This window comes from Halomonas sp. ALS9, assembly GCF_001651035.1.
Taxonomy (GTDB): domain Bacteria; phylum Pseudomonadota; class Gammaproteobacteria; order Pseudomonadales; family Halomonadaceae; genus Vreelandella.
On sequence record NZ_LXRG01000173.1, the window covers coordinates 238853 to 256464 of the forward strand.

A 17612-nucleotide genomic window follows, 5' to 3' on the forward strand; every position below is an offset into this window, starting at 1 on the left:
CGAATTACCTTGTTTGATGCAGAAAAATTGATGCAGAAAAACGGTTTGTTATAAAGGTAGTCGATAACCATGAATAGATTAAGTCAGTGGCCGCCCTATACACCTATTGACTCAAACGGGTAAACCCACGGGGGGCAGCGATGCGAAAGAAGCGCTCCACCACCTCGACGTGGGTAGCAGGTGTCATCAATGAAACCGCCACAAACACCGGCAGATTAAGCATCAGCCCCCAGAACCCCGCATGAATGCCTAGCGGGTGTGGCCATAGCGTAGTAAACGCCACGGTAATCAAAAAGCCCGCCACGATACCGGCCATCACGCCCAAGCGAGAAGCCCGCGGCCAAAAGAACATGCCGATAAAGGCAGGCAGTACCTGGGAAGCAAACCCCAACCCCACTAACAGAATCATTACCAAACTGCCGGGTTCGGCAATCGCCAGTGGCGCAACCACCAAGAACATAATAGGCAGTATCAGCAGCCGGGCGAGCTTTCCGGTCACGCCATCAGAAAGTTTTAGCACCGGCTGAAGCACATCTTTGCTTAGCGACAGCGATACCGAATGAATAAACGGCTCGCTGGAAGACATTGAGGCCGCCAGGGTACCCGCGCCAAGCAATCCAACCAGCACCACCGGCAAGTGTTGCATGGCGTATTCGAGAACCACGGTATCGGCCCGGGCCAGCTCAGGCAGCGAGAAAATGCCGATAAAACCAACGACAACCATGGGTAGAATGACGACATAATAAGTCGGTAACCAAGTGGCACTGCGGCGAATAGTGCGCGCCGAAGAGGCACTCATCCACTGAGTCCATACCGGCGGCATAAACGAAAACATCGAAACGATGATCGAGGTCGTCCAGAAGCTAAAGCTCATATCGCCGCCTGCGCCTGGTAGAGTGAGAAACTCGCTATGCTCGGTCTGAATACGCTCAAACACTCCGGCAAAGCTCAGCCCACCGGTAGCACTGTGAACAGCCCACAGGCCAACCGCCCAAGCCACAATCAGCATTAACACCCCCTGAAATGCATTGGTTCGGCCAATTGCGCGCTGGCCGCTGGCGTAGAGATAGACCGCAATGCAGGCCAGCACCAGCACAACCCCCAACCAAATCGGAATCAAACCACCGCTCATCACGAACAGAATATACGCCGAGCCAATAGTCTGTAGTACCGCGTAGGCAATAGAGCCGATCGCCATTACGAGTGCCGCCAGTGCGCCCAGCGCGGGGCTCTGGTAGCGGTCGGAAATGGCGCTTGCCTGAGTCACGTGGCCAAACTGTTCACCGAACTGCCATACCTTGGGGCCGAAGTACCACGCTACCAATGCCAGATAAGCCAGGTAGATCGCCACATAAAATACCGCGACGCCTTTGGAGTAAGCCCAACCGGGAGCTCCCATAAAGGTGTAAGCACTCACACTACCAGCGGCAATCAACAGGTAGAGCGTCACCGGCCCCATACTGCGACCCGCCACGCCCCACTCTTCCAGGCTATTCATGGAGCGCCCTGCCCTGGCGCGCAGGCCAATCACCATGGCGATGGCGACATAGGTCAAGGTAATCAACAGTGGCCAGGGGCTACTCATGGTCGTCTCTCTCCACAATGCGGTTACCGATCAGCATCACCACCACGCAGGCAAAAATTACCAAATAGCTCCACACCACTATCAGCGGCAAGCCCATCACCAAGGTGGCCCGGTTCACCATCCCAATCACCGGCCATATGCCTGCCAGCACCAATACCACAAATGCAATTAACAGCCCCCAGCCTGCCCGGGAGGTAGGCAGAACCAATAAACGCCCCATGAGTGTTCCCCTTAGTTTCTGAATCCAAGTTTTAAAGTCGGTTTTTAACTACAGTTTTTTAATAACCCGTTTTTTACGATGGCTTTTAGAAATGGTTATTTAAAACGGCTTTATTTAGCTTCAACGTTATCAGTTGGCAGCGTTGGCCAGCGCATGGGTAGCGCCAGGCGCTCTTCAAGCTGCCGCGCCAGCTTGAGTACAAAATGATCCGCAAAACGTGGGCCAATCATCTGCACGCCAATGGGCATATCACCGCTACTGACCCCAGCATTAAGGGAAATAGCGGGCTGCTCGCCCATGTTCCATGGCACGGTGTAAGCAATATGCTCAAAGGGTTGGCGCGGATCATTGGTGGGCGATGGCCATTCTGCGGGAAAGGCAATATTCGGCGTAGTAGGCGATATGACAGCGTCCACCTTATCAAAAACCGCTTCGGTGGCGCGTCGCATCATCATGGTTTGCTGAAAACCCTGCACCGCGTCTACGCCACTTAAGCGCGCGCCACCGTCGGCCCAGGCTAAAATGGCGGGCAATACCTGCTCTCGCTCTTCTGGCGAGAGCTTTAACAGCTCGCTCCACTGTCGGGCTTGCCAGAAGTGATCCAGACCATCCAGCATTTCGCGGGTCAGCACGGGTGCCAACGGCACCAGCGTCGCCCCAGCGGCTTCTAGCTGCTTGGCAGCCTGCTCGACATGTTGGCGAATCTCATCATCCAACGGCAGACCGCAGCCCGCCTCCATCATCACACCCACTCGCAAACCTTTAACGTCTAACGCTAAGTCCATCCAGTCGATCTCTTCCGGCGGCAGGCGCATTGCATCGCGTCGATCCGTGCGGGCAAGCGATGCCATCATTAACGCGGCATCGTTTACGCTGCGGGTCATGGGCCCGGCACAGCGGCCCACATAATACGGATCTATGGGTACCCGGCCCAGCGTAGGCTTAAAACCGACGACCCCACACCACGCCGCTGGCAGGCGTACCGAGCCACCAATATCGGTACCCACATGCAGCGGCCCAAGCCCAGCGGCCGCCGCCGCGCCCGCCCCCGCGCTTGAACCGCCGGTATTACAGGTCAAATTCCAGGGGTTGCGGGTTAGGCCATGAAAAGAAGAAAGCCCGGATGAGAGCATGCCAAAGTCAGGGCAGGTCGTTTTTGCCAACAGCAGGGCATTGTCTTCCGCTAGGCGCGCAGCCGGGGGTGCATCCTCAGTGGCAGCAGCCTGCTCACCCAGCCCCGTGCCCACCGGCACCGGCATCCCTTTAGTGGCAATCAACTCTTTAAGAGTGACCGGGACACCGTCCAAAACGCCGCTTGTCTCGCCCTTGGCCCAACGCTGTGTAGACGCTTCGGCTGCTTTAATGAAGGCTTCCGGCTGATAGGCATACAGCGCATTGATGTGCGGCTCCCAGGCGTCGATATGTTCAACCAGGGCGCTGGCTACTTCTTTTGGCGAGAACCTATGGGCTCGGTAGCCATCAATTAATTGAGTGGCGGTGAGTTGATGTAGTTCAGGCATCACATTACCTTTTTGCTGTTGTTGTCAGACTGACGTTATCAATTAGCTCAGCATGAACCCACTCAGCGCTCTCTGCTATTTCAATATTGACCGCAGAGTGTCCACAATTTGTGTGCACTCTGCTTTTCAAAATTTTTCAGTTTCAAGCTCTTTCAAAATGGCGGGTCTTGCAGTGTTTGCAGAGCACTTGCCAGCAGCGAAAGGCACGCGTCGGTGGCAAAGCTGCGCTGGCGATGACGATAAACACAGAGGTCAATTCGCGCTGCCTCGAGCTCTAAAGGGGACAAGGGAATGCTGACGAGTTCGCCTAACTGACATTCGCGGGCAACCGCCATCGGCGGTAATACCAGCACGCCTGCGCCGTTAAGGGCGAGTGCTTTTTGGGTTTCCAGTGAAGCGGTTTTGAAGGTGGGAGCCAGAACTACCCCGGCCTGATGAGCAGCGTGCTCTAGCGCTTGACGAGCGCCATAGGACTCATCAGGCAGGATAAGCCGGTGCTCTGCCAAGGTGTGAAGACTCACCTCAGAAGCCACGGCCAATGGATGGCCTGGGGCCATCACAGCATGGTGATGCAATTCGGCGCTGGCAAATGGCACGATGTCTTCGTGGCGAGGCATAAAGAACGACAAGCCAATATCTGCATCGCCTCGGCGCAACGCCTCCACCATTTGGCTAGCGCTAGCAATTCCGATATCAAAACTCAAATGAGGGTAGCGCAGCCCCATCTTGGCCAAGGCAGGCGCTAGCAGGCCTGCCACAACGCCTTCCGATACCTGCAAACTGACCCGGCCAGTGCGCAAACCTTTAAGGTCTGCAATATGCTCCTGCACCCGTTCAAGGTCACGCAGCGTGCGCTGGGCCTGGGCGGCTAATAGCTCCCCCGCTGCTGTTAGGCTAATACCATTGGGGCCGCGCTCGATGAGCGGTGCGCCAAGCTGGTGTTCGAGCAGATCAATCTGACGGCTAATCGCCGTGGGGGCAATATGCAGCTGGGCAGCGGCTTGGCGCAGTGAACGGCACCGAGCCACAGTATCGAAGTAGCGTAACGCACGGCCACTGATCATAAACGCCTCTCAGTTTTGTGGCTTATCTAGCTGCCGCGCCATCACCGTAACGTGCTCTTTCCGATACTCAACGTCCTCCTTATCCTGCCAACCCAGCCGTCGATAAAGCGCCTGTTGATCAGGGGTATAGAGATAGCAGCGCTCAAAGCCATGCGCAGCTGCTTCGGCTTCTACCCGGCGTACCAACGCAGAGGCAATACCCTGCCCCCGCCATTCGGGTAGAACAAATACTGAGGCAAGCCAGGGAGTAAATTCACGGCGAATACTCATATCATCAGCAGTCAGGCTGGCGGTTCCCACGGGGGTTTCGCCTTGCATCGCCACAAAAATGGAAGGCACACCGCCCTGGCCACATTCAGCCTTTAAACGTTCAATAGCCTGCTCTAGGGTGAGCCCTGGGTGTAAATGACCCCATGCTTCAAATGTCCAGCCTGCAACTGCGTCAGCATTAGGGTCGTCAGCTCTTAGCCGCTGAAGGATAATATCGCTTTGCATGAATGGCTCCCGGCCTTGTTTAGCACAAGCGAATACAGTAGCGGCAAACGACATGCCTCGCTATAGGAAGCTTGACCAGCCTCGACAATCCTATTGCGCTCAAACACCTAAATCCACCAATAAGGGTCAGCCACGAATTCGGTCAGCGGCAAGGCAGCGATCGAGCGAGGCTCCCTACGAATACTGACTAGCTCAGCGTAAAATCTGGCATTCTGAATCGCTTACGGTAAGCGCCTGGCGCAAGACCGGTCGTGCGTTTAAACAAGCGCCGAAAGAAAGCCGCATCCTCATAACCCACCTGCCAACTGATGTCATCGATAGTGGCATCGGTTCGTTCCAGGCGGCGTTTGGCGTCCTCAATGCGTAAACGTTGGATGTAAACGATAGGCGTCAGACCGGTACTGCTAGCAAATCGACGTTTGAACGTGCGTTCGGCGAGTGAGGAGCGCTTGATCATCTCCTCCACAGGGTTAGCGACCGAAAAATGGGTGCACAGCCATTGTTGCGCGGCCTGAATATCGGCATCGCCGTGGTCGGTTTTACCTTCGAAGATCATGTAGGGAGTAAGGCCGTCCTGATGCCACTGCAGCGCGTATAGACGTGCGATTTCCTGCGCAGTGGTGGCACCGGCGTAGCGCGCAATAAGGTATAACGCTAAATCGTGCCAGCTGGTGGAGGCACCGGAGCTGATCAATTCATCACGCAGGCCAGCAATAACCAAAACACGTTCAGGGTGCGCCACCACCTTGGGATAACAAGTCGTAAACGCCTGGGCGTAGCCAAAATGTACCGTGGCATCCCGGCCATCGAAAAGGCCAGTCTCGGCTATCAGGAAAACCCCTGAGCAAGCGGAGCACAGCACGGCGCCCCCGTCGTACATTTCCTGCAGCCACTTGATCAGGCGCGGATAACGCCCCTTCTCCCAACCAGACGCGCTCAGCAATACTGAGGGAACGATCACAATATCGGTGGTGGTAATGCTCTCGATTGCCCGCTGCACGTTGATAGGTACGCCACTCGCCAGTGCAAGGGAGCCCTCGACCTCGCCGACAATCTCAACATGAAAAGGCACGGGTGAACCGTCTGGCACAAGGTTCATCAATGAGGCAGCGTTCATCACATCGTAGATACCTGCCAGCGTAGAGATTACCGCATCAGGCAACGCCAGCAGACTGACATGATAGGGAGTAGCGCCAAAGCTAACGAATGATTGAGGCATGGCTTAGGTTTCCCAGCGCACAAAAACGTCGTGGCACAAACGAACCGATTTAGGGTGATTCTGACTCTTATAGTGAGGGGGCACCGCTGAGATTATGAGTGCGGCCAGTTGATACCTTCAACTGAAACCCTCACACCAAATAAGAGAAGCGTAGACCATGTGCGTAACGGCTATCGATCAAAACAAGTTAGAAACCTTTGTCATGCAAGCGGTGGGTGATCTGTCCTCTGCTTATGGCGGTGTCATGGTCAGCCTGGGCAACAAGCTTGGGCTTTACAAAGCAATGGAGAGTGCAGGCCCCATTAGCGCGATAGAACTTGCCCAGCGTACCCACTGCGCTGAACGCTATGTCCGGGAGTGGTTAAATTCCCAGGCGGCCGGCGGCTATGTTGCCTACCATGCTATCAGCGATACCTACGAACTTCCCCCTGAACAGGCGATGGTGCTGGCAAACGAAGATAGCCCAGTATTTATTCCACCGGCATGGCAGGTTCCCGCCTCAATGTGGTTTGACGAAGAGAAAACCCTTGAGGCATTTCGCACTGGCACAGGCGTGGCATGGGGCGACCATGACAGCCGCCTACAGTGTGGTGTCGCGGCCTTTTACCGTAACGGTTATCGCAGCAGTCTGGTGCCTGAATGGTTGCCCGCACTAGAAGGCGTCATTGACAAGCTTGAAGCCGGTATCACGGTTGCCGATGTTGGCTGTGGGTTTGGCCACTCTACGGTACTGATGGCTAAGGCTTTTCCGGAATCGCGCTTTTACGGGTTTGATGCCCACGAGCCTTCTGTTGGCGAGGCGGGCCAAAATGCCACCCACGCTGGCGTCGCCGAGCGCGCACACTTTGAAGTGGCAAAGGCGGACAATTATTCGGACAGGCAGTACGGGCTGATATGCTTCTTCGACTGCCTGCACGATATGGGCGATCCAGTGGCAGCCGCAAACTATGCCGCCAAAGTGCTAGCACCAGGCGGCACTGTATTGTTAGTTGAACCCTATGCGCAGGATCATCTAGAACACAATCTGTCGTTGGTAGCGAGAATGTATTACGCCGCGTCCACGACTATTTGCTGCGCCCATGCGATATCGGAAGGTGGCAAGCAGGTTCTCGGCGCGCAAGCAGGAGAAGCACGCTTAGCAGCGGTGTTTCGCAAGGCAGGGTTCCGTCACTTCAGGCGCGCAGCGGAGACCCCGTTTAATTTGATCCTTGAGGCGCGGCTTTAAGGGTAGAGAAGATAAATTAGCTGCGTAAAACGTTACATAGGGCGCTCCATTAGGAGCGCCCTATTTTTACAAGCGACACAAATTGGCTATCAGATGGATACGGGCTTCATTTTCTCAGCTAGCTCATCGTCCAACTCATTGGCCCGCTTGGCCGCTGGCCTACTTTCCGTGCGCTCTATGTAGTGTTTGAACACCTCGTTCGGCGGGATATTCTTCTGCATTGTCTCCCACCAGAGGTAACTGCTAACCAATATATCTGCCGCAGTAAACTGATCGCCGCAGATATAGGCGCTCTCACTGAGTGCTTTTTCAAGCGTATTGATACTGTCTGCCACTTGGCCACACCCAACGGCCTGTGCGTTGCTGCTATCGATTTTCCAATCATAGGCCATGGCACTGGTGGCCATCTCGAACGGACCCGCCATAAAAAACAGCCAACGATAGTAGGCTCCGCGTTCGGGAGATTGCGGGGGCGGTGACAGCTTTTTATCCGGAAACTGATCCGCCAGGTACGCACAAATAGCCGCCACTTCCGTCACAACAGTATTGCCATGCTTGATGGCAGGCACCTTCCCCATTGGGTTTATAGCCAAGTAGTCCTTGGCTTTCATCTCTGAGCCGTACTCCATCGCCTTTACCGAATAGGGTATGCCTACTTCTTCCAGCATCCAGCGCACCACGCGCCCGCGAGACATCGGATGAGTGTAAAACGTAAGTTCTGACATGCTGAGCCCCTTTTTTAGTCAATTTTTCGGTGACACAAGGTATTGCCAGGCCAGATTAGTGGGTTAATAGGCGAAAATGCGTCCTAAATAAACGCAACAATGCACTTTTTCTGCAAGACTTCGAAAATAACCTCGAGAGGAAGGTGGCGATGGCAGGACCCACAACGCGCGTGCTTGCTGTACTTGAGTTGCTGCAGGCTAATGGCCAGATGGGTGGAGCAGAGTTAGCTGAACGCCTGGGCGTGGATCGGCGCACTATCCGGCGATACATTACGGCGCTGGAAGATATAGGCGTGCCGATAGTGACCGAGCAGGGGCGCTACGGCGGCTATCGACTGGTGGCTGGCTTCAAGCTGCCCCCCATGATGTTTACTGACGAAGAGACTTTCGCTGTTTCTCTAGGCTTATTGGCTGCTAGCCAACTGGGCCTGACGAACGCAGCGCCCGCCATTGCCAGCGTACAAGCGAAGCTCGAGCGGGTGATGCCTGCGAATTTAAAAAGACGAGTGCGTAGTATCAGTGAGACCACTCAGGTGTTCTTACCCCAGCGTGAACCCAGCCGTGATGACCGTGCACTTGAGACACTGAATAAAGCCACTGAAGCCATGCGAACCGTCGGGCTTATCTACCACTCTCCGCAACATGAACCGATTGAACGTCAGATCGACCCCTACGGGTTAGTTTTCCAACAAGGTCGGTGGTATGCCGTTGGTTTTTGCCATCTGAGGGGCGCCATGCGCTCGTTTAGGCTGGATCGTATCAGCGGTGTGCGCCTACTTGATGATACCTTCACACGCCCCGCTCACTTCAATGCAGCCGATTTTTTAAGCGAAAGCCTTATGTCATGGGGCCCAACTTATGAAGTAACACTTGTGCTACACATTGATCGTGCCGCGTACGCTTACTTTGAGAACCAATTTTTCTGTACAGATCCGTTCGAAGAGGTTGAAGGTGGGTTACTACTCAACACCCGAACCGACAGTTTCGAGTGGTTTGCCTATTGGTTGGCTCAGCTCCCGTTTCGATTTACCGTCCTCAAGCCGGATGGCCTAAAAGAAGCCCTACGTGAGCACGCCAAAAACTTATTAGCCAGTTGCGAGCACTCTTCATCGTATCCAATAGATACACCCTAATCCTGCCTACAACCGGGTAGCAAGGAAGGCACTATTTGCCTGATGTCAGAGTAGGACTTTTCAACCTTTTAGGTGCTAGTCTGTTATTCAAATAACGTTAAATAAAGACTCACAAATGCAACTTCCATTAAGACGCACACACCGTCTTGCATTGGCGACAATTGCCCCGCGCACTTTTGCCTTTTGCCATACCTTCGGGCTAACCGTATGGATCTCCATAGTAGAAAGCAGCGGCTGGACGCTTATTCTGCCGGGAGTTTTACTGCTGCTATGGCCCGGCGTCGCCTATGCGCTTGCGGCAAGCGCTCAGAATTCCAAGCGTGCCGAATTTAGGAATCTCCTCTTCGACAGCCTGCTGTTTGGCTTTTGGTGTAGCGTGCTGGATTTTTACCTTTTAGCCACCATTACTATCGGGCTTGCCTGTTTGATGAATAACTTAGTGGTCGGCGGAGTGCGGAAAATGATTGTTTCAGCTGCACTTTTTGCTGTCGCTGCGATGGTCGGAAGTACCCTGACAGGGTTCACTTTTCGTCCCTATGTGAGCAACAATTTAGACATCTACCAATGGGCCGGGGCTGTGGTCTATTTTCTAACCATAGGTCGTGTAACGTACAGCCAGAATCGTCAGATCGGCCGCAGCATTGGCGAGATTAAGTTTCAGAACCGGGTTTTTCAAGCCCTATTGGATCTCGGGGCGGTCGCCAATCGTGCGATCAATATCCATTCTCTGCTGGATGACTCGTTAAACCACCTACATAGCCATTTTCCCGACTACGGCTTTGCCGTTTTTCTACAAGAACGGCAACGCTCAGAAGTGACACGCTACGCGGCTATTGCGGGGCTAAGCCCAAAGGATGAAGAACGCCTAAAGCGCCTATTGGCCGGTGTCCATGAGCAAAGAGAGTATCCAATCAAACTGCCACCAACAGAGCAAGATGAGAATTTATATATTACATCCATGGGGGTCCGTTTAAGCTTGTACGAAGGTTGGTTGTTCGTAAAAGCTCCCAAACGGGACGATGGCTTGGAGCAAATACTGTCGCTATTTGCCGACCAACTGGCGACCGCTACCGAAAATAAATTGTTGCATTTGGAGCTGAAAAAAACCGCTGAGCGTGACGGGCTCACCGGCCTTTATAACCGAGGTTTCTTGGAATCGGCGCTGCAGTTGAGCATTCAGGGCAAAGCACAGACGCCAAGCCTGGATTTTGCTGTTCTAATGATGGATGTCGACAGACTCAAGGAAGTGAACGACCAATATGGCCATGTCGCAGGCGATCAATTGATTGCTGGCGTTGCCAAGTATCTGCAACTTCACTGCAGAGATAGTGACGTACTGGCACGCTACGGTGGCGACGAATTCGTCATTCTATTCCCCTCTGCCGACCTGGCAGCAGCCAAGCGTATGGCAAGTCTGCTCAGGGAAAATCTGCCCAACCAACGTTGCACCATCGACACCGCGAACGGCGAACGCGAAGAGCTGGCGCTTCATGTGAGCTTGGGGTTCGCCAGCTCCAGCGAAGCGCCTGCCCTGCAGGTATTTACTTTGGCAGATGAGCGCATGTACGAAGACAAAAGTCAGCGCCGCAAACCAAAGTCCCGCGCGCTAGACACACCGAGCAGCCCCTCCTTATAGAAACGTCCTTATAAACCACTGTCCAGCGGTTGCCCCCACTTATCACCATGCACGAGTTCGCTTAATGATAGACGGGAACACCAGCCTTTGGCTTCAAGCTCTGGCTGGTCTAAAAACTCGCTCACATAGCCAAGGCAGAGATACGCCAGCGGATAAACGTGCTCGGGCAGGTTCAATGCCGCGCTTAGCTGCTCTTGGTCAAGAATACTCACCCAGCCAACGCCAATGCCTTCCGCTCGCGCCGACAGCCAGAGGTTTTGTACAGCGAGACAAGTGCTGAAAAGGTCGGTATCCACAATGCTATTGCGCCCGAGCACATGGGGGCCGCCCCGGCTTCGATCACAGGTAATGCAGAGATTAAGTGGGCTCTCCATAATACCTTGCAGCTTAAGGCTGCGATAATGCGCTTGGCGCTCGCCTTCAAAGCGCACGGCGGCTTTTTGGTTCTCCTGCTCGAACATCGCCAGCACCGTTTCCCTGACGTCGCGACTTTCAATCACGATGAAGTCCCACGGCTGCATAAAGCCCACTGAAGGCGCATGATGCGCAGCTTCCAGCAAGCGGATCAGCACTTCAGGGGGAATCCGATCGGGCAGAAATTGCGAGCGCACATCGCGCCGCTCGTGTATAGCGCGGTAAAGCCCACTGCGCTCAGCATCGGAAAAACGGTGGTTCGAGGTGGTCATGGCGCTGCTCGGGCCTTTTGCTGATCAATTGTGTAGACAGTGAAGAGTCTACACGAGCTCAGCCTAGCCGCCATCTCAGTGGGTTTGTTTGGCGTAAAACGCCGTCATCGTCCCAGTCATCCCATCCTGTAAAGGGGATGGGACGTTCAATACTCAAGCTCACCAGTCGAGTGGCCCAGGCTGCCTTGCAGGTCTCTAGATGGCCAGCGATATCAGCCTCCTCTTGATAGCGAATACTGCCGCCCTGAATGCCGTAGCTTAGCTGAGGGGCCAGCACGTCAAAGCCAACGTAATACAGCGAAGCATGTATAGGCCATAGCCAGTGAACCATATTGCCAGCACGCCCAAAGGGCTGAAACGCTTTCTCCGGCGAGCCCGTGGTGACGGACAGCATCGCCTGCTTACCGCGATAGTAACCCCGGTCATAACGCATACGGCTTGTGTAGCGCCCGCCATATACCAGTACGCGATCAAACCAGCCTTTCAAGATAGCGGGCTGGGCGTGCCACCATAACGGGAACTGGAAGATCACCAAGTCAGCCCATTCCAGCCGCGCTAACTCCCGCTGAACATCTTGCGGTAATGCGTTTTGCTGGTAGTGAGCGCGCTGTTCATTGAGGGGATAAAAGTAATCCACGTCAAAGGCTTGATGCGGATAGTGCTCAGCGCGCTCCACCGGGTCAAACTGCTCAGCATAGAGATTGTCTACCTCGACGGTATGACCCGCGCCCACCAGCTGTTTTACCGCCACATCCGCCAAGCCGCCATTAAATGACTTGCGCTCAGGATGAGCCAAGACGATCAACACATTCATACTGCGCCTCCCCTATCGATTGGTTTGACGACAGGCTAACCTGTTCATAGATGCCATGACATTGGCTAAAAATGAGAACTAATCTTGCATGAATGAACAGCAAATAAGATGGGACGATCTACAAATTGTGCTAGCGATTGCCCAGGCGGGCTCGCTATCCGGTGCCAGCCGAGCGTTGCGTATCAGCCATGCCACGGTATTTAGACGTTTAAGTGAGATGGAGCGAGGGCTTGGCGTTACCCTTTTTGAGCGCAGCCGCACAGGCTATACACCAACCTTGGCAGGGGATGATCTGGCGGCTTCGGCCAAGCGCGTACAGAGCGAAATCAATAGCGCTGAGCGGCGAATTATCGGGCAGGACTTAACCCTCACCGGTAATCTGCGCATCACCACCACTGATACGCTTTTCGCGGGGCTGCTTTCGCCGCTACTTGCTAACTTTCGCCAGCGCTACCCTGATATCACGCTGGAAGTGGTTATCTCCAATCAGTTGCAAAGCTTGTCGCGACGTGAGGCCGATATTGCGATCCGGCCTACTCGAAAGCCACCCGAAACCCTGGTAGGTCGCAAGATAAGCGATATCACTCAGGCTATTTATGGTCAAAAGGCGCTTTGGCAAAACGCCTGCCTGCCATTAGAGCCCGCGTCACTGCCAACAGAAAGCTGGATCGGCCCGGATGTTCATCTAGGCGACGCCACGCTTGAAAAGTGGATGATGACTAAAAACGCCGCCTACCGGCTGGATAGTATGCTGGGTATGCAATCAGCGGTACGCCACGGGGCGGGTATTGCGGTACTGCCCTGCTATCTTGGCGATGCCGATAAAGAGCTACTCAGGTTAAGCGAACACATAGAAGCACTCACCACCCAACTCTGGCTGCTCACCCACCCGGATCTGCGCCATGTGGCCAGAGTACGTGCGTTTATGGAGGCGATGACGGTGGGGGTTCAAGGCCAAAGAATCTAGCTCAACACATGGAAAATGCCTTCCACCACTGTTATTTCACTAACTAATAAACGTACTTGCCTGGCTGCTCAATGTACTCAAGGCATTTGAAAATTTCTAATCTCTTCACTTAACCACTGTTTAAATGCCCTAACACGCGGATTTTCAACTTCAGCGGGATGCGATACCAAGTAATAGGCAAATTCATGGCTACGCCAGGGCATGATTGCCTGGACTTTCCTATTCTGAAGTAGCCGACGAGCGATAGAGTATCGGCCAATACAGAGTCCTAACCCTTCAGCGCAGGCCGCTAAGGTAAGGCTGCTGTCAGAGAACTGTAATTTCTGTAGTGATGAATGCCATTCAACCCCCGCTTCACGAAACCAGGGCTGCCATGTATTCCATGGCTCTGACGGTTGAATAGTGCTGTCTTCCAGTAAAAGTTGAGTTTGCAATAAACTTTCAGAGCGAACGTCGCTGAGACTACTTATCAACATGGTAGGAGCAAGGACAGCCACCGCATCGCCCATCAATTGCTCAGTATGAAGGTTTGGGTAGTCACCAGTGCCAAAACGGATGCCTATATCAGCTTGGTTATCGCGAAAGCTCAATAACTCACTTTCACCACGCAGCTTTATCTGCAGGCCCGGGTAAAGAGCTTTTAAATTAGCTAGCCGAGGGATTAGCCAATAGTGGAGAAATGAGTGGGGGGCAGATAACGTCAGCGGGCCATCTACCCCCTGTTGCCTAAGCTCTTTAGTTGCTTGTTCGATTTGGGTAAAAACAGTAGCTAAACGACCATGGTAGCGACGGCCAGACTCCGTCAGGATTACGCCACGTGGCTGGCGTATAAACAACGCAATACGAGCCTACCCTCCAGTTCTTTTATACGATGGCTGACGGCTGCTGGCGTCAGGCTAAGCTCCTGGGCAGCAGCGGCAAAGCTGCCTAATCGTGCAGCAGTCTCAAAGGCACGAAGGGTGTTTAAAGGAGGAAAAGTGATTTTTCTCATGGCTAAATTCTAGTAACCCTATGGGTGACAATAAAGCAGTTTCCATTATTATTTTTAAGGTCACAATAATGCTTTCTTTTAAATGATTCCTTTAGGAGCAGAGCATCATGAGTGAGCATTTATATCGACTAGCGGCATTTTCGACAGATCCAACCAAGGGCAACCCAGCGGGCGTATGGATTGGCGATGCGTTGCCAGATAATAAGACAATGCAGAGTATCGCCGCAGAAGTGGGTTACTCGGAAACCGCATTTATCGCCCCATCGAGCGGTGAAATCAGAACTATTCGTTACTATAGCCCGCTAGCAGAGGTCAATTTTTGTGGTCATGCCACGATTGCAAGTGCCGTCATGGTGGGGCGCTTAAGTGGTATTGGCACTTATCAGTTGGATACATTAGTAGGCCGCATACCCGTGAAGGTTCACTCGGTTGATGGTCAGATGCAGGCTGCACTCACCTCGGTTGAGCCGGCCCATAAACCTGTTACTGAACAACTTGTCGATGAAGTACTCGCGCTACTGCAGTGGCCATCTGATGCACTGGATCGCACTATTCCTCCAGCCCTGGCCTACGGCGGAGTCTGGCACCTTATTTTGGCGGTCAACTCCCAGTATCGACTGAACCAACTAGACTACGATTTTGAAAAACTGACATCTTGGATGTCGCGAGAGGGAGTAACAACGCTCCAGCTTATATTCCGCGAAAGTGATGACCTTTTCCATTCACGCAATCCTTTCCCTGTGGGCGGTGTTGTGGAAGACCCTGCCACTGGCGCTGCTGCGGCCGCGCTAGGCGGTTATTTACGCGATGCCAAGTTAATGGATGTACCTGGAAAATTTCTGATAAAGCAGGGTGAAACGATGGGTCGATTAAGCCTGCTGCAGGTTGAAGTCCCCGAGCAAGGAGGAATAGTAGTGGCCGGCACAGCTGTAGAGATTATTTAATTGCCTAACATGTTGCTCAGAGGCAGTGACCTTGATGGGTTAAATAACCTTCTGAGCAACAACTGCGTAAACATGCCAATGTTTGGTCTTCCCTAGCAGGGTCTTACCTTCTGTATTGTGTTCAACAACATCCATGAGCTTAAACTGATCATTAAACAACGCTTGGATATCAGCATAGGAATGTATCGATAAATCACCTCGATTCATTTTTGCCCAGGCGTCATTTGGCCCCATAAAATGGCCACAAAATACACCTCCATGCTGCAGCGATTGCGTTAAGTATTGCCAAGCGACCGGAAAATGCGAGGGTTCACAAAAGAACAAGCTAGAGCATGCATTAATAATTGCCGTTTCTGGGTATGTAAACTGTTCAAAGCTGCATACTTGCGGAAATAGCGTGTTATCAATGTGTCGCCCACCTACCTCTTTTAATCGCGCTATCGCAGCATCGCTTTTATCGTAGGCATATACCGTATAACCACGCTCCACCATGTACATGGCATCACGCCCTGCCCCACAGCCCGCATCAACGGCTACCTTTGGCAAGGTGTTTCCCACTAACTCAAGCGCTCGTTTTAGCGGCGGGTATACGTCAACGCTTAGTGATTTTTCAAGGTACTTTTGCTCACTCACTCTACCCCCTCAACCCCCGCCAAAAACTGCTTAAGCAGATTGTCAAGTTGCGCCAGTTGCTCGTCAGTCAGCCCCCTCACCAGCTGCGCCTGGGTTTCCACGTGGGCGGCCACCGCTTCGTCGATTAAATCGAACCCACGTTGGGAAAGAGAGATTAAAAAGCCGCGACCATCATTGGGGTTTTTAACCCGCTCAATCAACCCCGCCTTTTCTAGTTGATTGATGCGGTGAGTCATGGTGCCCGACGTCACCATCGTGGATGCCATCAAATCCCCCGGCGATAGCGCATAGGGTTCCCCCTCTCTACGCAGGGTGGCCAGAACGTCAAAGCTGGCGTCAGTCAGGCCGTATTCCGCCCAGGTCTTCTCCATTACGCGCATTAAAGTGTGATTCAGCCGTTTGACCCGCCCGATGGTGCCCATCGGCGCAACGTCAAGGTCAGGCCTCTCCTGCCGCCACTGTTTGAGAATGTTGTCTACATGATCCATGAGCGTATTTTGCGCCTAATTAGCTTGACGTCAAGATTAATCACACATATCTTGACATCAAGATACTTTCAAAAAACGGTACCAATGAGAACTTCGCCAATGACGTTATCAAGCACTGACCGCACAATACACTCACCCAAAAGAGCTTGGCTTGCCCCGCTGGTATACCTGCTAGCCGGTGGCGCCTTGCTGGGCCTATCGACTAATTTAGCGAAACTTGCCGGTGACATTCAGCTGTCAGCGCTCGCTTTTCTGTTCTGGTCGATTTCAGGGGCATCGCTCATTTTGCTGGCTCTTGCCGCCTTCCGTCGCAATTTACCGCCAGTTAACCGCCGCACCGTTGAGTATTACGCTATTTCAGGTCTGCTGGGTGTGGCGGGGGCCAACCTACTGTTTTTCTCAGCCGTCCCCCATGTAGGTGCTGGGTTCGTGGCATTGATCATCACCCTGCCACCGCTACTCACCTACGTCGGCGCGCTAGCGTTAAAAATGGAGCGGTTTCAGGTGATGCGCGCAGCGGGGGTAATATCGGCCCTGGCAGGAGCCATCACCTTGGCTTTCCATAAGCTTTCCGCACCGGATGCCAATTATCTCTGGATTCTCCTCGCTTTAATCGGCCCGGTACTGCTGGCCATCGGTAATCTTTACAGAACCTTGCGTTGGCCAGAAGGCGTATCCAGCGATGCGCTGGCACCCGGCATGCTCATCGCCGCTGCCGTTATTCTACTCAGCGTGGGCTTCCTACCGGGCTTCTCTTTGAACGTTCCAACAGACCGCTCTCTGCCGATCATGCTGATTGCCGTTCAAGCAATGGTCTTTGCAGGCCAGTTCTTGCTGCTTTTCCTACTGCAAAAAAGTGGCGGCCCGGTATTTCTGAGTCTACTGGGTTCCGTCGGCGCCGTGGTGGGCGTACCCGTCGCCATACTGCTACAGGGAGAAACCGCCCCCGAGGGCTTACTGCTAGGCACCCTATTCATTGGTGCCGGTATTGCCTTACTTAATATTGGTAAAGCCAAGCAGTAGCCAAATGCACCAGCCTAAATAAGAGGGTACCAATCAAGGTAATGCACCGTTTAGAGGCGTTCAAAAGAAGCCTTTAACCGAACCTGCTTTCATTATTGATTGAATTCAAGGTTAAAGAATACATCGTTCCATATAGTGAGGGCGGTCTCCAACTCTAAGTGCAACACTCGGTCAATGAATGCCTGATGGCGCCTCCTGAGTGCGCTTGATCAGATTCATAAAAACCTCTAGCGGCGGCTTAAAT

At 53.3% G+C, this 17612-nt stretch carries 19 protein-coding genes; 6 read left to right on the forward strand and 13 right to left on the reverse strand.

Annotated features, from left to right (window positions below; genetic code table 11):
• Positions 1-103: 103 nt before the first annotated feature.
• The 6 genes from A6R74_RS12840 to A6R74_RS12865 all read right to left on the reverse strand — a co-directional run bounded on the left by A6R74_RS12840 (position 104) and on the right by A6R74_RS12865 (position 6103).
• On the reverse strand, positions 104-1585 hold the full coding sequence (locus tag A6R74_RS12840; protein ID WP_064234857.1) for a sodium:solute symporter family protein: 1482 nt from the start codon (positions 1583-1585) through the stop codon (positions 104-106).
• Positions 1578-1805, reverse strand: a complete 228-nt coding sequence (locus A6R74_RS12845; RefSeq protein WP_064234858.1) for a hypothetical protein — start codon at positions 1803-1805, stop codon at positions 1578-1580. Before A6R74_RS12845 ends, A6R74_RS12840 begins: the two co-directional genes overlap by 8 nt.
• A 110-nt stretch (positions 1806-1915) precedes the next feature.
• A complete protein-coding gene (locus A6R74_RS12850) occupies positions 1916-3325 on the reverse strand; it encodes an amidase (RefSeq protein ID WP_064234859.1) in 1410 nt (469 codons plus the stop codon).
• Between the two features lie 152 nt (positions 3326-3477).
• Positions 3478-4389 (reverse strand): LysR family transcriptional regulator, encoded by a 912-nt coding sequence (locus A6R74_RS12855; protein WP_064234860.1) that lies wholly within the window; start codon positions 4387-4389, stop codon positions 3478-3480.
• Between the two features lie 9 nt (positions 4390-4398).
• Positions 4399-4884, reverse strand: a complete 486-nt coding sequence (locus tag A6R74_RS12860; protein WP_064234861.1) for a GNAT family N-acetyltransferase — start codon at positions 4882-4884, stop codon at positions 4399-4401.
• Positions 4885-5071: 187 nt separating this feature from the next.
• Positions 5072-6103 (reverse strand): GlxA family transcriptional regulator, encoded by a 1032-nt coding sequence (locus A6R74_RS12865; protein WP_064234862.1) that lies wholly within the window; start codon positions 6101-6103, stop codon positions 5072-5074.
• A 157-nt stretch (positions 6104-6260) separates the two neighbouring features.
• Here A6R74_RS12865 and A6R74_RS12870 point away from each other — a divergent pair, with 157 nt between their 5' ends.
• The gene (locus A6R74_RS12870) at positions 6261-7328 is read left to right on the forward strand and encodes a class I SAM-dependent methyltransferase (RefSeq protein ID WP_064234863.1); all 1068 of its coding nucleotides are present in this window, start codon (positions 6261-6263) and stop codon (positions 7326-7328) included.
• An 89-nt stretch (positions 7329-7417) separates the two neighbouring features.
• Here the strand turns inward: A6R74_RS12870 and A6R74_RS12875 are convergent, their stop codons facing one another.
• Positions 7418-8053, reverse strand: coding sequence for a glutathione S-transferase family protein (locus A6R74_RS12875; protein ID WP_064234864.1), 636 nt, complete (start codon positions 8051-8053; stop codon positions 7418-7420).
• 149 nt (positions 8054-8202) lie between these two features.
• Between A6R74_RS12875 and A6R74_RS12880 the strand changes: the two genes are divergently transcribed.
• On the forward strand, positions 8203-9186 hold the full coding sequence (locus A6R74_RS12880; protein WP_064234865.1) for a helix-turn-helix transcriptional regulator: 984 nt from the start codon (positions 8203-8205) through the stop codon (positions 9184-9186).
• Between the two features lie 151 nt (positions 9187-9337).
• Entirely contained in the window at positions 9338-10822 is a 1485-nt protein-coding gene (locus tag A6R74_RS12885) for a sensor domain-containing diguanylate cyclase (RefSeq protein WP_240488228.1), read from the forward strand.
• Positions 10823-10830: 8 nt separating this feature from the next.
• Here the strand turns inward: A6R74_RS12885 and bluB are convergent, their stop codons facing one another.
• Both bluB and A6R74_RS12895 read right to left on the reverse strand, forming a co-directional pair.
• Entirely contained in the window at positions 10831-11508 is a 678-nt protein-coding gene (bluB, locus tag A6R74_RS12890; protein WP_064234867.1) for a 5,6-dimethylbenzimidazole synthase, read from the reverse strand.
• 58 nt (positions 11509-11566) lie between these two features.
• Entirely contained in the window at positions 11567-12322 is a 756-nt protein-coding gene (locus tag A6R74_RS12895; protein ID WP_064234868.1) for an NAD(P)H-dependent oxidoreductase, read from the reverse strand.
• Between the two features lie 88 nt (positions 12323-12410).
• Between A6R74_RS12895 and A6R74_RS12900 the strand changes: the two genes are divergently transcribed.
• Positions 12411-13289, forward strand: a complete 879-nt coding sequence (locus A6R74_RS12900; RefSeq protein WP_064234869.1) for a LysR family transcriptional regulator — start codon at positions 12411-12413, stop codon at positions 13287-13289.
• A 77-nt stretch (positions 13290-13366) separates the two neighbouring features.
• On the opposite strand, the gene A6R74_RS12905 is transcribed toward A6R74_RS12900, so the two are convergent.
• Together A6R74_RS12905 and A6R74_RS23675 are read right to left on the reverse strand one after the other, a co-directional pair.
• Positions 13367-14125 (reverse strand): LysR substrate-binding domain-containing protein, encoded by a 759-nt coding sequence (locus tag A6R74_RS12905; protein ID WP_064234870.1) that lies wholly within the window; start codon positions 14123-14125, stop codon positions 13367-13369.
• Complete coding sequence (locus A6R74_RS23675) at positions 14098-14280, reverse strand: LysR family transcriptional regulator (protein WP_082906673.1); 183 nt, start codon at positions 14278-14280, stop codon at positions 14098-14100. The genes A6R74_RS12905 and A6R74_RS23675 overlap by 28 nt, the downstream gene beginning before the upstream one ends.
• A gap of 107 nt (positions 14281-14387) precedes the next feature.
• Here A6R74_RS23675 and A6R74_RS12910 point away from each other — a divergent pair, with 107 nt between their 5' ends.
• Positions 14388-15224, forward strand: coding sequence for a PhzF family phenazine biosynthesis protein (locus tag A6R74_RS12910; protein WP_064234871.1), 837 nt, complete (start codon positions 14388-14390; stop codon positions 15222-15224).
• Positions 15225-15263: 39 nt separating this feature from the next.
• Here the strand turns inward: A6R74_RS12910 and A6R74_RS12915 are convergent, their stop codons facing one another.
• On the reverse strand, positions 15264-15857 hold the full coding sequence (locus A6R74_RS12915; RefSeq protein ID WP_064234872.1) for a class I SAM-dependent methyltransferase: 594 nt from the start codon (positions 15855-15857) through the stop codon (positions 15264-15266).
• A complete protein-coding gene (locus A6R74_RS12920; protein ID WP_064234873.1) occupies positions 15854-16345 on the reverse strand; it encodes a MarR family winged helix-turn-helix transcriptional regulator in 492 nt (163 codons plus the stop codon). Before A6R74_RS12920 ends, A6R74_RS12915 begins: the two co-directional genes overlap by 4 nt.
• Positions 16346-16444: 99 nt before the next feature.
• Here A6R74_RS12920 and A6R74_RS12925 point away from each other — a divergent pair, with 99 nt between their 5' ends.
• The gene (locus A6R74_RS12925; protein ID WP_064234874.1) at positions 16445-17368 is read left to right on the forward strand and encodes a DMT family transporter; all 924 of its coding nucleotides are present in this window, start codon (positions 16445-16447) and stop codon (positions 17366-17368) included.
• Positions 17369-17612: the final 244 nt, after the last annotated feature.